The following is a 14211-nucleotide window of genomic DNA, read 5'->3' as shown; positions in this document are numbered from 1 at the left end:
CCCCGCGCCTGTGCCGGTGCAGCCGCCCCCGCCGCAGCCGCCCCGGACCCCCGCCCCGGCTCCCGCGCCCCGCCACATCGACCAGGTCCGCGCCGAACTCGACGAACTCAGCGACCTGCTCCGCGGGAACAACGGCCGGGAGGGCGGGCCCCGGTGAGCGGACGGGTCATCGCCGGCCGGTACGAGCTGTCCACCGTCATCGGCCAGGGCGGCATGGGCCAGGTCTGGACGGCCTACGACGGCCGGCTCGACCGCCGCGTCGCCGTCAAGCTGCTGCGCCCCGACCACATGGCCGCCGCCACCGCCGCCGACGAGATGCGCCGCCGCTTCGTGCGCGAGTGCCGCGTCACCGCCCAGGTGTCCCACCCCGGGCTGGTCACCGTCCACGACGCGGGCAGCGACGGGGACGACCTGTACCTGGTCATGGAGTACGTCGACGGCGCCGACCTCGCCGACCACCTCGCCGAACACGATCCGTACCCCTGGCAGTGGGCGGTCTCCGTCGGCGCGCAGCTGTGCGGCGTCCTCGCGGCCGTGCACGCGGTGCCGATCGTCCACCGGGACCTCAAGCCCCGCAACGTCATGGTGCGGCCCGACGGGACGGTCACCGTCCTCGACCTGGGCGTCGCCTCCGTGATCGACACCGACACCACCCGCCTCACCCACACCGGCTCGCCCATCGGCAGCCCCGCCTACATGGCGCCCGAGCAGGCCATGGGCGGCGCCGTCGGCCCGTACACCGACCTGTACGCGCTCGGCATCCTGCTGCACGAACTCCTCAGCGGGAACGTCCCGTTCGCCGGCTCCACCGCCCTCGGCATCCTCCACCGGCACCTGTACGAGCCGCCGCTGCCGGTCCGCCAGGTGCGCCCGGAGATACCCGACGCCCTGGAAACACTGGTCCTGCGTCTGCTCGCGAAGGACCCGCAGCACCGCCCGTCCGGGGCGCACGAGGTGTACGAGGCCCTCGCGCCGCTGCTGCCCACGCGCGGCACACCGGCGGGCCCCCTGGACCCGACGCGGCCCTTCCTGCGCCCGCTGGCCCCCTGGCCCGACCGGGCCGCCCCGCCCCCGCCGCCGCCCGCCCCGCCGGTGGCGCCGCCCGCCGGACGGCCCGACGTCGCGGCCGCGGTCGACGAGGTCAAGCGGCTCCTCGGCGAAGGCAGCATCACCCGCGCCGTCGACATCCTCGGCGGGATTCTCCCGGCGGCCGCCGCCGAGCACGGCGAGCACTCACCCGTCGTGCGGATCCTGCGCAAGCAGTACGCGACGACGCTGATGGACGACGGCCAGTACCGGCGCGCCCTGCCCGAACTGCGGCGCCTTGCCGACGACCGCGCGGCCGAGGCGGGCCCGGCCGACCCGCAGACGCTGCAGTTCCGGTACGACGCGGCGCTGTGCCTGGAGCAGCTCGGCGAGACGGCCGCCGCGCTCGCCGAGTACCGCGCGCTGCTGCCGTACCACGAGGCCGGGCAGCCGGCCGGCGGCGATCCGGGCCGCGCCTTCGACATCCGCCACCGCATCGGCCACCTGCTGCTGGCGATGGGCGACCACACCGGCGCCCACCAGCAGTTGCAGGGCCTTCTCCACGACACGGAGCGGGTGTACGGGCCGTACCACCCGCTCGCGGCGGAGCTGCGGCGCGCGCTGGAACGCCAGCAGCGGATGCGCGGCTTCTGACGCCCACGCCGGCAGGCGGGTGGCCGGACCGCGCGGGCGGCGCGGGCGGTCGGGCGGCGCGGAGGGTCAAGCGGCGCGGGAGTACACGGAGTCCGCGCCGGCTGGCCGGTCCGCGCGGAAGGCCGGACCGCGAGGATGGCCAAGCGGCGCGGAGGGTCAAGCGGCGCGGGAGTACACGGAGTCCGCGACCCTCCCCAGGCCGGTCAGGCCCGCCGGGCGCGGCTGGTCGCCGAGGACGACGATCGCGCCCGGCGCGGCGAGGTCCCGCACCGCCGCCAGGTCGTGCCCGTCGCCGTTCACCACGATCACGCCGTAGCGCCGGTCGCCGACCGCCTCCCGGACGTCCGGGCCGGCGAACGTGCCCCGCACCAGCCGGGTCCCGCCGTCGGCGGGGGCCCCGCCCAGCGCCAGGTTGCCGCGGACGACGTCCTCGCGGGCGGGCGGGCCGTCCAGCGGATCGACCACCGTCAGCCGCGCGTCGGTCCCGCCGCGCTGGAGCATGCGGCGCAGCGCCGCCGCGAACAGGCCGTGGCATGTGCCGATCTCCAGCACCTCGCCGTTCGGCGGCGCGAGCAGCGGCACGGTCGCGAGCCGCCCGCACACGTCGGACACGGACCCGCCGAGCCCGCCGACGCCGAGCGCCTCCAGCGCCACCAGGTGCCGGTAGGCGACGGTGACGTCATGGCGCACCCGGTCGCTGCGGTCGCCGGTGACCGCCCCGATCTCCCGCACGAGCGTGTCGACCTGGGCGGCGGTGGGCATCCGGTGCCCGTCGCGCCCGGCCCGGTCGAGCAGCAGCCCGAGCCCGTAGCTCTGCCGCCTCAGGTCGGCCACCTCGTGGTGCAGGGCGTCCAGGTCGGACTGGAGCGCGGTCGTCGCGCGCTCCAGGCGCTGCTCGACCAGGGTGAAGGCGGGCTTCAGCACCCGCTGCGCCAGCCGGTTGCTCAGGAGAGAGGGCATGCGCGGCAAGCTACGCCGGGCCCCTCGCGCGCGGACCACGGGACGGTGCCGCTCCGGTGAAGTCTTGGTGGCGCGACGGCGACACCCGCTGCGGCCCGGCCGGCGCACCGCCCCGCCGGCGCGGCCCGCGCAGTGCCAGGCCCAGCCACCCGGCCGCCGCGAGACCGCCGGCCGCCGCGCCGGACCGCAGTCCCGGCGTCCGGAAGGTGCAGTCCAGGGTGCGCTGCCCGGGCCGTACGGGGGAGGCGACCAGGCCCAGGTACGCGCCGGCGGGCCGGCCCCCGCACCGCCAGCCCGCGATCCGCGGCGCCGCGAGGACGGCCGTGCGCACACCGGTGCCCGGCGGCAGTTCGGCGCGTACGCCGCCGGACGTGACGCGCACCGCCACCGGGGCGGTCGCCTCCAGCCGGGCCACGGCCGCCGACAGCCGCGCCCGGTCCAGGCACCCGACGCTCCCGGCCGACGGCACCGTGCCCCCTCCGTCCAGCACCACCCGGGTGCCCGCCGTGCGCTGCGTCCCCAGGGGCGCCATCGCCGCGCGCCACTTCGGCAGCCCGCCGCGCAGCCGCACCGCCGGCCCGTCGCCGAGGCGTGCCGTCCCGCCGAAGTCCGGCGCCCACACGAAGACGTCGCGGCCGACCGGGCACACGCCGTCGGCGGGCAGCTCGTAGACGCGTGCCCCCAGCAGCAGTTCCTGGTTGCGGAAGGCCGAGGGGCCGTAGCGTGCTCCGGCCGTGCCGGGCCGGACCGTCACCAGCGGCAGCACGTCGTCGCGCCGCACGGTCCCGGCGTCGCCCCGGACCCGCGCGCCCACGGCGAACAGCGCGTCGGTCACCGGGTTGTCCAGGGACTGCAGGCTGCGCCCGTTCGAGGTCCAGCCGCCGCCCAGCGCCGCCAGCGTCCGCGTCAGCACCGCGGGCGTGTGGCTGCTGTAGTAGCCGGCGCCCTGCCCGCCCACCAGCAGCGGATCGTTCCCCGTCAGCTGCGGGCGCCCCGGATCGGTGCGGTAGCGGGGCCAGCCGTCCGCCGCGGAGACGTCCGCGGCCCGTGCGGCGTGCGCCGCGCCCCAGGCCGGGTAGTCGTCCAGCCGGGCCGGCCGCTCCCGGTCGGCGTACGCCGTGGTCGCCGCCGCCTGCCCGGCCAGTGCGCCCGCCAGGAGGACGGCGGCCGCGACGAAGCCGCGGGGGCGGCGCGCCAGCAGCACCCCGCCCACCGAGGCCGCCAGCCCGGCGGCGAACAGCGCGTACGACCATCCCGTCGCGGCTGTCGCGTCCCCCAGCGCGGCCCCGGCCGCCACCACGCCCAGGACCAGCCCGCCGCCCAGCAGCGCGCGCCGCCCCGGCCACCCGTGGGACACCGCCGCCCAGGCCGCCATCACCACCACGCCCGCCAGCACGAAGGTCTGCCGGTAGGGGCTGCCGTTGGGCGTGGCGAACGCATGCCACACCAGATGCGCCGGCCCCCACTGGAGCGACAGCAGGACCGCGGCCACCAGGCCCGTCCACACCCACCGCTCCCGGGCCGGCACCTTCCGGTGGAAGGCGAGCGCCGCCGCGAGGAGCAGCGTGCCGGTCCCCAGGAACAGGGCGGGGGTGAAGAAGCCGTACGTGGCGGGCAGTGTCCGTGCCGCCACCTCCGCCCACCCGGCGGGCCGGAATTCCCGCGTCCACCCCGGGTACGCGTGCCGCGACCCGAGGAACACCGGCACCAGCACGGGCGCCGCGAGTCCCACCCCGAGGGCCACCGTCCCCGCCGCCCGGGCCGCCACCCGCCACCCGCGCACGCCCCGCGCCAGCAGCACCAGCCCGGCGCCCAGCGTCGCCATGTACGCGGTGTAGAAGTTCGCGGTCCACGCGACCGCCACGACCAGGGGCCCCAGCAGCGGGTGCCGGCCGGTCCGCACCCACTCGCCGACCAGGCACAGCAGCGGGAAGGCGATCAGCCCGTCCAGCCACATCGGGTTGTACGAGGCCTCGATGACGGACCAGCCGCACAGCGCGTACGACGCGCCGAGCACCGCCGCGCCCCACCGGGTGCCCGCGCGGCCCGGGGTGCCCGCCCGCTGCGTCAGCAGCAGCACCGTCATGGCGGCCGCCGCCAGCGCCATCCGCAGCACCGTGACGACGTACACGGCGAGGTCGACGCGGTCGCGCGGGAAGACGCCGACGAGCAGCGCGAGCGGACCGGACAGGTAGGTCCCCAGGTCCGGCAGGAAGCTGGTGCCGTACCCGGACTGCCAGTTCAGCAGCAGCCCCCCGTCGGCCCGGCCGTGCAGCAGGTCCCACAGGTGGGCGTGGAACGGTACGAACTGGTTGCCGAGGTCGTTGACGCTGCGCGTGTGCGGCCCGAAGGGGAAGGTGCGGGCGACGGCGTCCCCGGCGCACACGGCGGACGCGGTGATGAGCCCGGCCGCCGACGCGGCCCGGGAGGCGTATCTCTGCATGACGCCGTCGAATATCGCAGCACCGGCGGCCGGAATCACCACCCCCGTGGCCCAGTTCATTCAATGGTCGACTGCCCGCCATGTGAAGCGACCGCCGCCGACACGCACGTCCGTTGTCGTTTCCTGCGTGCTGATCTCGATAGTGGTGCCGTGCTTCAACGAAGAGGAGATCATCGGGCGCTTCCACGCACGCGTGACCGCGGAACTCGAACTCCTCGGGACGGAATTCGAGCTGGTCTACGTCGATGACGGAAGCCATGACCGTACGCTCCCGCTGCTGGAGGAGATGGCGGCCGCCGACGCCCGGTCCCGTACCCGCTACGTGTCCTTCAGCCGGAATTTCGGCAAGGAGGCGGCCATGCTGGCCGGCCTGCGGCACGCGGCCGGGGACGCCGTCGTCATCATGGACGCCGACCTCCAGCACCCGCCCGAGCTGGTGGCCCGCATGCTGGAGCTGCACGCGGAGGGCTTCGACCAGGTGGTGGCGCGGCGCACCCGCCGGGGGGACCGCGTCACCCGCACCCTCGCCGCCCGCGCGTACTACCGGCTGATCAACCGCCTGGTCGACGTCGAGCTGGTCGACGGCGTCGGCGACTTCCGGCTCCTGTCGCGCCGGACCGTCGACGCGGTCCTGGAGCTCACCGAGTACAACCGCTTCTCCAAAGGTCTCTTCGCCTGGGTCGGATTCCGCACCACCACCTTCGCGTACGAGAATGCGACGCGTGAGCAGGGCCGCTCGAAATGGAGTTTCGGAAAGCTGCTGAACTACGGGCTGGACGGTCTGCTCTCCTTCAACGACAAACCGCTGCGGGCCGCCCTCTATCTCGGTCTGCTGCTGGTTTCGGTCGCCGCCGTGTATGCCGCCTGGATCGTCGGAGCCGCTCTGGTGAACGGCGTCGACACCCCCGGTTATGTCACCCTGCTGGTGACCGTGACGGCACTCGCCGGGGTGCAGATGGTGATGCTGGGGGTCGTCGGGGAGTATGTGGGGCGTATCTATTACGAGGTGAAGCGCCGCCCGCACTTCCTGGTGAAGGCGACGAACACCGTCGCACCGCACACCGCCGCGCCGCCGCAGCAGCACCCCGGGGAGCTCGTACGCCGATGACCGTCCACGGCCAGATCGTCAGGTTCGCGCTGGTGGGCGTGGTGAACACCGCCACCTACTACGCCTTCTACCTGCTGCTGCTGGCCGCGCGCCTGCCCTACGTGGCGGCGCACGTCGTCGCGTTCCTCCTGTCCATGACCGGCTCGTTCTTCCTGAACTGCCGCTTCACCTACCGCACCCGCCCGACCTGGCGGAAGTTCCTGCTGTTCCCCCTCACCAACGCCGCCAACTTCGTGATCACGACCAGCGGCGTCTGGCTCCTGGTCGACGTGGCGGGCTTCTCCAGCCGCTGGGCCCCGCTCGTCGCGGCCGCGGCGGCCATCCCCATCACCTTCGTCGTCTCGCGGACGATCATGCTGCGGCCCGAGACCCCCCGGACCCGTGACTCGTTGACCGAAACAGTGGTCCCGAAGTAGTGGCCCGGGCCACGTCCACTGCCTAACATCGATCACCGCAAGGTCGTTCACGCCCGCCCGTCACCCGAGCCCCACTCCTCAACGAGACGCTTCGCGTCGCACCCGCTGAACCGACCCACGCCGGGAGGCTCCTTTGCACCGCCTGCATCGCCGCCGTCGCACCGCGCTCTCCGTCTCCGCCGCGCTGCTGGCCGCCGCGCCCGTGCTGACCGCCTGCGGCGGAGGGGACACGCATCCAGGAGCCGCCGCCGTCGTCGACGGGCAGCGGATCGAGGTGACCGCCCTGCAGGCGCAGGTGAAGGACGTGCGCACCGCGCAGCAGGCGTCGCCGCAGGCCGAGCAGCTGATCCAGGCGACGGGCGACCTGAACCGGGAGAAGCTCAACGGGATGATCTTCGACCGGGTGGTGGAGAAGGTCGCCGCCGACCAGGGGATCACCGCCAGCCGCAAGGAGGTCCAGCAGACCCGGCGGGAGGCGGCGGAGCAGAGCGGCGGCGAGGAGCAGCTGGCCGCGATGCTGCTCCAGCAGCAGGGCGTCGCGCCCGACGAGATCGACGACGTCGTCCGCCGCAACGTCCTCATGAACAAGATCGCCGAGAAGTTCGGTGCCACCAATACGCCCGAGGGGCAGCGCAAGCTCACCCAGGTGTTCGCCGCCGCGTCCCAGGACCTCGACATCGAGGTGAACCCCCGCTACGGCAGCTGGGACGACGAGAAGATCCAGCTCGGCGAGTACAGCGCCCCCTGGATCCGGAAGCTGGGCGGCCGCGAGCAGATGTAGGTTCGAGGGGTGAACGCTGACACCCCCGGCCGTATCGTCCTGCTCACCGCCAGCCACCGCGTCGCGCCCGGACTGCTGTCCTGGCCCGCGTGGCGGACGCTGCACGCCGCCGACCGGGTGCTGTGCGCCGACGCGGACCACCCGCAGCTCCCGTACCTGCGGGAGGCGGGCGTCACCGTCGAGATCGCCGCGCCCGCGGCGGAGGACCTGGTGGAGGCCTGCGCCGGTGGCCGTACGGTGCTGGTCCTGGCGTCCGGCGAGGGCGACCGCGCGCTGACGGACGGCCTGGCCCGGATGGCGGGTTCGGGCCGGGTCGCCATGCCCGACCTGGAACTGCTGCCCGGCTCGTACGACCTGCCCGGCGCGCGCCTCCTCGACCTCGTCGAGGTGATGGACCGGATCCGCCGCGAGTGCCCCTGGTCGTCGCGGCAGACCCACGAGGGCCTGGCCAAGTACGGCATCGAGGAGGCGTACGAACTCGTCGAGGCCATCGAGGACGGCGACCGCGACGAGCTGCGCGAGGAGCTCGGGGACGTCCTGCTCCAGGTGGTCTTCCACGCGCGGATCGCGCAGGAGCACGAGGAGGAGCCCTTCTCGGTGGACGACGTCGCCGGCACGATCGTCGAGAAGCTCATCCGCCGCCACCCCCACGTCTTCGGCGAGGAGCGCGCGGAGACGCCGGAGGAGGTCAGGGAGCACTGGCTGCGCACCAAGGCGGACGAGAAGCAGCGCGACTCCGTGACGGACGGTGTGCCGCTGGGCCAGCCGGGCCTCGCCCTCGCCGCCAAGCTGGCGAGCCGCGTGCGCAACGCCGGACTGGACGTCGCCCTGCCCGCGGGCGAGGGCATCGGGTACGAGCTGCTCGCGCTGGCGGTACGGGCGGAGGCGGCCGGCGTGGACCCGGAGGCGGCGCTGCGGGCGGCGGGCCGCGTGTACCGGGACGCCATCCGCGCGGCGGAGGGACACGGCGGTCAGTAACGTGGCCCCGTAGGGCGAACGGGCCGGTGGGGGCGGGGGATCGGGAATGGACGACAGGGAGCTGCGGGCGCTGGCGGCCGATCTGCGGCAGCAGCTGACCGGCCCGGCATGGCCCGCGGTCAGGGCGCGGGTCGCGGCCGTCGACAAGCTGGCGGCGAGCGAACTGGAGCTGCTCGCCTTCGAGCTGGGCCGGTACGGCGACAACCCGCGGGTGCGCGCGGTGCTGACGGAGTGGGTGCGCCGTTTCGTCGCCCAGGGACCGTCGGCGCGCGCCGGACTCCGCGAGACGATCCGCTCGGCCGCCGGGCCCTCCCCGACGCGCGAGCCGGCGCAGCCGGCCGCGGCACCCGCGGCCGAACCGCCGGCCGGGGGACCGCAGGCCGCGGCGGAGCGCGAGGCGGAGAACCGTGCGGTGGCGCGTGCGGCGGCGGATGCCGCGGGTGCGGATATCGCGGCGGCGGTCCGCGCGGACAACGACGTCTCGGGCGGTGTGTTCCTCGGCCCGGTCGTCCAGACCGGCACCCTCGGCTCCGTCCGCTTCGGGCCGCCCGCACCGCCCGACCCCGCGGTCTGGCTGCCCGTGTCCGAGACCGACCCGGTGGTGCTCGGCGCCCGGCACGGAGGCCCGTACGTACGCCGCGACCGCGACGCCGAACTGGCGGAGGTCCGCGGCTTCGTCCTGGTGACCGGGGAGCCGCTGTCCGGCAGGACCACCACCGCGTGGGCGGCGATGGTCCGCGCCCTGCCCGGTCACCGGGTCTGCGTCCCGCCGCCGGGCACGGACCTGCGCGCCCTGGCCCCGCACGGCGGCGGCCCGTGGGTGCTGTGGCTCGACGACCTGGAGGGGCACCTCCACGAACGCGGCCTGGACACCGGGCTCCTGGCCCGGCTCACCGGAGCGGGCGTCCCGGTGCTCGCCACCATGTCCGACGAGGCGTACGACCGGCACCGCTTCGGCTCCTCCCCGCACGCGCGCGTCCTCAGCCGCGCCCGTACGGTGGAGCTCTCCCTCGACTGGAGCGAGGACGAGCTCGCGCGGCTGGCCGAGCCAGGGGAGCCGCGCCACGAGGAGGCGCTGCTGTGGCGGGGCGCGACCGGTGTGACGCAGTATCTGGGCCTCGGGCCCGAGCTGTGGGCCGAATGGCAGCGCGCCCGCCGCCCGGCCAACCACCCGCGCGGCCACCTGCTGGTGCGCGCGGCCGTCGACCTGGCGCTGTGCGGCACCACGGCGCCGCTCCCGGAGGAACTGCTGCGCGAGACGCACGAGCTCTACGGCGCCGACGCCCCGGGTGAGTCCTTCGAGGACGCCCTGGCGTGGGCGGCCCGGCCCCGGCTCGGCATCACCGGACTGCTCGTCCGGGAGGGCGGCGGGTGGCGGCCGTACGGTTCGCTGCTCGCCGAAGCGCTGCGCTCGGACGCCGTGCCGCCGACCCCGGACGCGGTCTGGGACGCCGCCCTCGCCCACGAGCCGGAGGCCGTCACGACGGCCGCCCGCATCCACTACCGGCACGCGGCGCAAGCGGGCGAGCCGGACGCGATGTTCCGTCTCGCGCGGCTGGGCGGCGACGAGACGTGGCTGCGCAAGGCCGCCGACGCGGGACACCCGGGCGCCTGCGGCGAGCTGGGCGGGCTGCTCGCCGGGCGCGGCGAGGGCCGGGCGGCGGAGCCGTACCTGGAGACGGCCGCCGGGGCGGGCGACGCGCGGGCGGCGACGCTGCTCGCGAAGCTGCTGCAGGACCGGGCCAGGCACTGGCTCGTCACCGCCGCCCGGGCGGGTGACCCGGAGGCGGCCCACCGGCTGGGGGACGTGCTGTTCGCGGAGGGGGACACGGACGGCGCCTTCGATCTCTACCTCCAGGCGTCCCACGCGGGGTACGCGGCGGTCGCCGGCAGCTTCGGCGCGCTCCACCGCTACCAGGGGGAGGAGAAGGTGGCCGTCGTCTGGCTCCGCCGTGCGATCGACGCGGGGGACACCCGGCGGTCCGAGTCCCTGGAGGCGCTGCGGATCCGCTCGCTCGCCGAGGCGGACGAGTTCTTCCGTGATGACGCGGCGCGCGGGTGCGGGCTCGACCCCGTCAACCTCGGCGTCCTCCTGGAGAACCACGGCGACACCGACGAGGCCCGCACCTGGTACGAGAAGGGCTTCGCGCTCGGTGACGCCTACGGCGCCTTCCGGCTCGCCCGTCTCCTGGAGAAGGAGGGCCGTCCGGGGGAGGCCGCCGCATGGCTGCGCAAGGCCGCCGGCGCCGGGCACCCGGGTGCGAAGGAGGCACTCGCCGCCGCGGCGGATACCGTCGAGGAGTGAACGACCAGCCCGCCCGCAGCACCCCGCCCGAACTCTTCACCTGGGAGTTCGCCACCGATCCGTACCCCGCCTACGCCTGGTTGCGCGAGCACGCGCCGGTGCACCGCACCCGGCTGCCCAGCGGGGTCGAGGCGTGGCTGGTCACCCGGTACGCGGACGCCCGGCAGGCGCTCGCCGACCAGCGGCTGAGCAAGAACCCGGCACACCACGACGAGCCCGCGCACGCCCGGGGCAGGACCGGCATCCCGGGTGAGCGCAAGGCCGAGCTCATGACGCACCTGCTCAACATCGACCCGCCGGACCACACCCGGCTGCGGCGGCTGGTCTCCAAGGCGTTCACGCCCCGCCGGGTCGCCGAGTTCGCGCCGCGGGTGCAGGAGCTGACGGACCGGCTCATCGACAACTTCGTCACAAAAGGGGAGGCCGACCTCATCCACGAGTTCGCCTTCCCGCTCCCCATCTACGCCATTTGCGACATGCTGGGCGTTCCCCCCGAGGACCAGGACGACTTCCGGGACTGGGCCGGGATGATGATCCGGCACGGCGGGGGGCCGCGCGGCGGGGTGGCGCGGTCGGTGAAGAAGATGCGCGGCTACCTCGCCGAGCTGATCCACCGCAAGCGGCAGGACCCGGGGGACGACCTCATCTCGGGCCTCATCCGGGCCAGCGACCACGGCGAGCACCTCACCGAGAACGAGGCCGCCGCCATGGCCTTCATCCTGCTGTTCGCCGGGTTCGAGACGACCGTGAACCTCATCGGCAACGGGGTGTACGCGCTGCTGCGCAACCCGGGCGAGCGTGCCCGGCTCCAGGCGTCCCTCGCGGCCGGCGAGCGGGAGCTGCTGGAGAGCGGGGTCGAGGAACTCCTGCGCTACGACGGGCCGGTGGAGCTGGCGACGTGGCGGTTCGCGACCGAGCCGCTGACCATCGGCGGTGAGCGCATCGCGGCTGGCGACCCCGTCCTGGTGGTGCTCGCGGCCGCCGACCGCGACCCGGAGCGGTTCGCCGGGCCGGACACGCTCGACCTGGCGCGGCGCGACAACCAGCACCTGGGATACGGGCACGGCATCCACTACTGCCTCGGCGCGCCCCTCGCCCGGCTGGAGGGCCAGACGGCGCTCGCGACGCTGCTGACCCGGCTGCCGGACCTGCGGCTCGCGGTGGATCCGGCCGAACTGCGGTGGCGCGGCGGGCTCATCATGCGGGGGCTGCGGACGCTGCCGGTGGCCTGGGAGCCGGCGGTCGACCCCCAGAATCCGGACACAGTAACCCCTTTGGGAAGTGACGGGTCGTCAGAAATGTGATCTTCGCGTTATCTCCGCTGCATCGACTTGTGACTGACGTTCGAATGCCGCTACGTTCACCCCCACCTCAGCAGTCACGCGAAAGGCAGCACCGCATGCGCTCCGGGAACGGCCGTCACCGACGACCCCGTCAAGCCCCCGCCATCGTCGTCGCCGCGGGGGTGACCGGATCCGCCCTCGCCCTTCCGTTGCTGGGCGCGGGATCCGCGTCCGCGGTCGACGCCACCACGTGGGACCGGGTGGCCGAGTGCGAGTCCGGCGGCGCGTGGAGCGCCGACATGGGCAACGGCTATTACGGCGGCCTCCAGCTCTCCCAGGAGACCTGGGACGCGTACGGCGGCACGCAGTACGCCCTGCGCCCCGACCTGGCCAGCCGCGCCCAGCAGATAGCCGTCGCCGAGAAGGTTTACGCCGCGACCGGCGAGAAGGCGTGGGAGACCTGCGCCCCGATCGCGGGCCTCGGTGCCTCCGGCGAGGCGGCCGGGACGAGCCCGGAGGTCACGCCCGAGAAGACCGTGCAGGCGCCCGAGCCGGCCGACTCCTCCGACCCCCTGGAGCCGTCGGACCCCGCCGCGCCCGCGACCCCCGCGGACCCGGTGGAGAGCCTCCTGCCCACCGAGCCGGCCGAGTCCCGGCCCACCGAGCGGGTCGAGCCCACGGAGCCGGTGGCACCGGGCACCGGCAAGCACCGCGGCGAGCCCGACCCGGCCGAGTCCGCCGAGACGGCCGGTCCGGCGGCTCCCGAGGGTGAAAGCGCCACGAACGACGACAATTCGGTCACCGAGCGCGAAAAGGGCGAACACGCTTCGCGAGGTGACGGAGCGACACGTGAGCCCGCCGTCGGCGAGTCCGCCGCGTCCGAGGATCCCGGCTCGTACACCGTCCGCCCCGGCGACAACCTCTCCGTCATCGCCGACGCGCACCAGCTGCCCGGAGGCTGGACCGCCCTCTACGAGTCCAACCGCGAGACGGTGGGTGAGGATCCGGACCTGATCCAGCCCGGCCAGAGCCTCGACCTGAAGCCCGCTGAGGAGCAGCCGGCGGGGTGATCCGTGCCGCTATGTCCGCTTCTATGTAAGTGAGACAAGCGTCTCTTTGTGCCGACTGGCATCTCACGAACGCACGATCTGTCCGTTCCGCCCCTCACCTGCGCAAACGTCCGTCAAGCGCCAGGCAGTAGGGGCGGATTGGGTGGGATGTCCGTCTTTGAACTTCGGCGACGACTGTGTCTACGGTCGTCATCGCTCGCCATCGCGGGCCCCTCCGGCCGGAACGCCGAATCCTGCCGCCGGCCGTGAGGGAACAGTCGACGCGTCATGCGCCGAAGGCAGGAGCGGGGGACCCAAGGTTTGTGCCGGCCCAGGCCGTTGGAGACGACGGCCGGTCCGGCTCGGGGTGAAGCCGCGCACACCGCGCGGCCGGGCAGCTCACGCCCGAACCCGACAGCTCACCTCGCAGGCGTCGGTGAGGAGAAGTTCCATGCTGTTTTCCGGGAAGTCCAAGCACCGTCGCCCGTCCAAGGCCGCCCGTTTCGCCGCGTTCGCCGGTATCACCGGCGTCGCCGTCGCCGCTCCGCTGATGGGCGCCACGTCCGCCTCGGCCGCCACCACCGCCGAGTGGGACAAGGTCGCCCAGTGCGAGTCGGGCGGCGACTGGTCCATCAACACCGGCAACGGCTACTACGGCGGCCTGCAGTTCTCGGCCTCCACCTGGGCCGCGTACGGCGGCACCGCGTACGCCGCCACCGCCGACCAGGCCACCAAGTCCCAGCAGATCGAGATCGCCGAGAAGGTCCTCGCGGGCCAGGGCAAGGGCGCCTGGCCGAGCTGCGGCGTCGGCCTGTCCAGCACCCCGTACAGCGGCGGCTCCGCCGAGCAGGCCCAGCCGCAGCAGCAGGAGCGCGCGGCCGAGCAGCCCACCACGCGCAGCGAGCAGCGCACCGCGCCGAAGGCTCCCGCCCAGGAGACGGTGACCACCCCGACCGGCAAGAAGGTCGAGAAGGGTGACGGCGAGTACAAGGTGCAGGCCGGCGACACCCTCAGCTCCATCGCCGCCACGAAGAAGGTCCAGGGCGGCTGGGAGAAGCTCTTCGAGCTGAACAAGGACATCATCGAGGACGCCGATCTCATCCATCCGGGCCAGCAGCTCCACCTGAGCTGACCCCCCGGTACCCCGGCCGCCCCGGCCCCGGCGCTCCTTCCCCCGTACGCGCCGGGCCGGGGCTCTCCCGGTTACC

11 protein-coding genes and 1 riboswitch are annotated in these 14211 nt (G+C 74.5%); of the genes, 9 read left to right on the top strand and 2 right to left on the bottom strand.

All coding sequences use genetic code 11. The features are described from left to right. The first annotated feature begins 153 nt into the window (after positions 1-153). A complete protein-coding gene (locus IH00_RS0101060) occupies positions 154-1680 on the top strand; it encodes a serine/threonine-protein kinase (protein ID WP_031068492.1) in 1527 nt (508 codons plus the stop codon). Positions 1681-1836: 156 nt separating this feature from the next. Here the strand turns inward: IH00_RS0101060 and IH00_RS0101055 are convergent, their stop codons facing one another. After that, entirely contained in the window at positions 1837-2640 is an 804-nt protein-coding gene (locus IH00_RS0101055; protein WP_031068490.1) for a class I SAM-dependent methyltransferase, read from the bottom strand. A gap of 10 nt (positions 2641-2650) precedes the next feature. Further along, positions 2651-5083: a YfhO family protein gene (locus IH00_RS0101050; RefSeq protein WP_078887486.1), complete on the bottom strand. Its 2433-nt coding sequence runs from the start codon at positions 5081-5083 to the stop codon at positions 2651-2653. Positions 5084-5210: 127 nt separating this feature from the next. Between IH00_RS0101050 and IH00_RS0101045 the strand changes: the two genes are divergently transcribed. From IH00_RS0101045 to IH00_RS0101010, 8 genes are all read left to right on the top strand, one after another. Then, complete coding sequence (locus IH00_RS0101045; protein WP_031068487.1) at positions 5211-6191, top strand: glycosyltransferase family 2 protein; 981 nt, start codon at positions 5211-5213, stop codon at positions 6189-6191. Beyond that, positions 6188-6607, top strand: coding sequence for a GtrA family protein (locus IH00_RS0101040; protein ID WP_031068485.1), 420 nt, complete (start codon positions 6188-6190; stop codon positions 6605-6607). The genes IH00_RS0101045 and IH00_RS0101040 overlap by 4 nt, the downstream gene beginning before the upstream one ends. A gap of 142 nt (positions 6608-6749) precedes the next feature. Beyond that, positions 6750-7388 (top strand): SurA N-terminal domain-containing protein, encoded by a 639-nt coding sequence (locus tag IH00_RS0101035; RefSeq protein WP_031068482.1) that lies wholly within the window; start codon positions 6750-6752, stop codon positions 7386-7388. A 9-nt stretch (positions 7389-7397) separates the two neighbouring features. After that, positions 7398-8366, top strand: coding sequence for a nucleoside triphosphate pyrophosphohydrolase (locus IH00_RS0101030; protein ID WP_031068480.1), 969 nt, complete (start codon positions 7398-7400; stop codon positions 8364-8366). A 46-nt stretch (positions 8367-8412) separates the two neighbouring features. Beyond that, positions 8413-10671: an SEL1-like repeat protein gene (locus IH00_RS36815; RefSeq protein ID WP_052411102.1), complete on the top strand. Its 2259-nt coding sequence runs from the start codon at positions 8413-8415 to the stop codon at positions 10669-10671. Beyond that, complete coding sequence (locus IH00_RS0101020; protein WP_031068476.1) at positions 10668-11975, top strand: cytochrome P450 family protein; 1308 nt, start codon at positions 10668-10670, stop codon at positions 11973-11975. Before IH00_RS36815 ends, IH00_RS0101020 begins: the two co-directional genes overlap by 4 nt. A 161-nt stretch (positions 11976-12136) precedes the next feature. Continuing rightward, a complete protein-coding gene (locus IH00_RS0101015; protein WP_324615763.1) occupies positions 12137-13024 on the top strand; it encodes a transglycosylase family protein in 888 nt (295 codons plus the stop codon). Positions 13025-13284: 260 nt separating this feature from the next. Continuing rightward, positions 13285-13451, top strand: a riboswitch (cyclic di-AMP (ydaO/yuaA leader). A gap of 3 nt (positions 13452-13454) precedes the next feature. Beyond that, on the top strand, positions 13455-14135 hold the full coding sequence (locus IH00_RS0101010; protein ID WP_031068472.1) for a LysM peptidoglycan-binding domain-containing protein: 681 nt from the start codon (positions 13455-13457) through the stop codon (positions 14133-14135). Positions 14136-14211: the final 76 nt, after the last annotated feature.

This window comes from Streptomyces sp. NRRL S-118 (assembly GCF_000716335.1).
Classification (GTDB): domain Bacteria; phylum Actinomycetota; class Actinomycetes; order Streptomycetales; family Streptomycetaceae; genus Streptomyces.
Note: the sequence above shows the minus strand (reverse complement) of the source record. Positions and strands in the feature narration are given on the sequence as shown.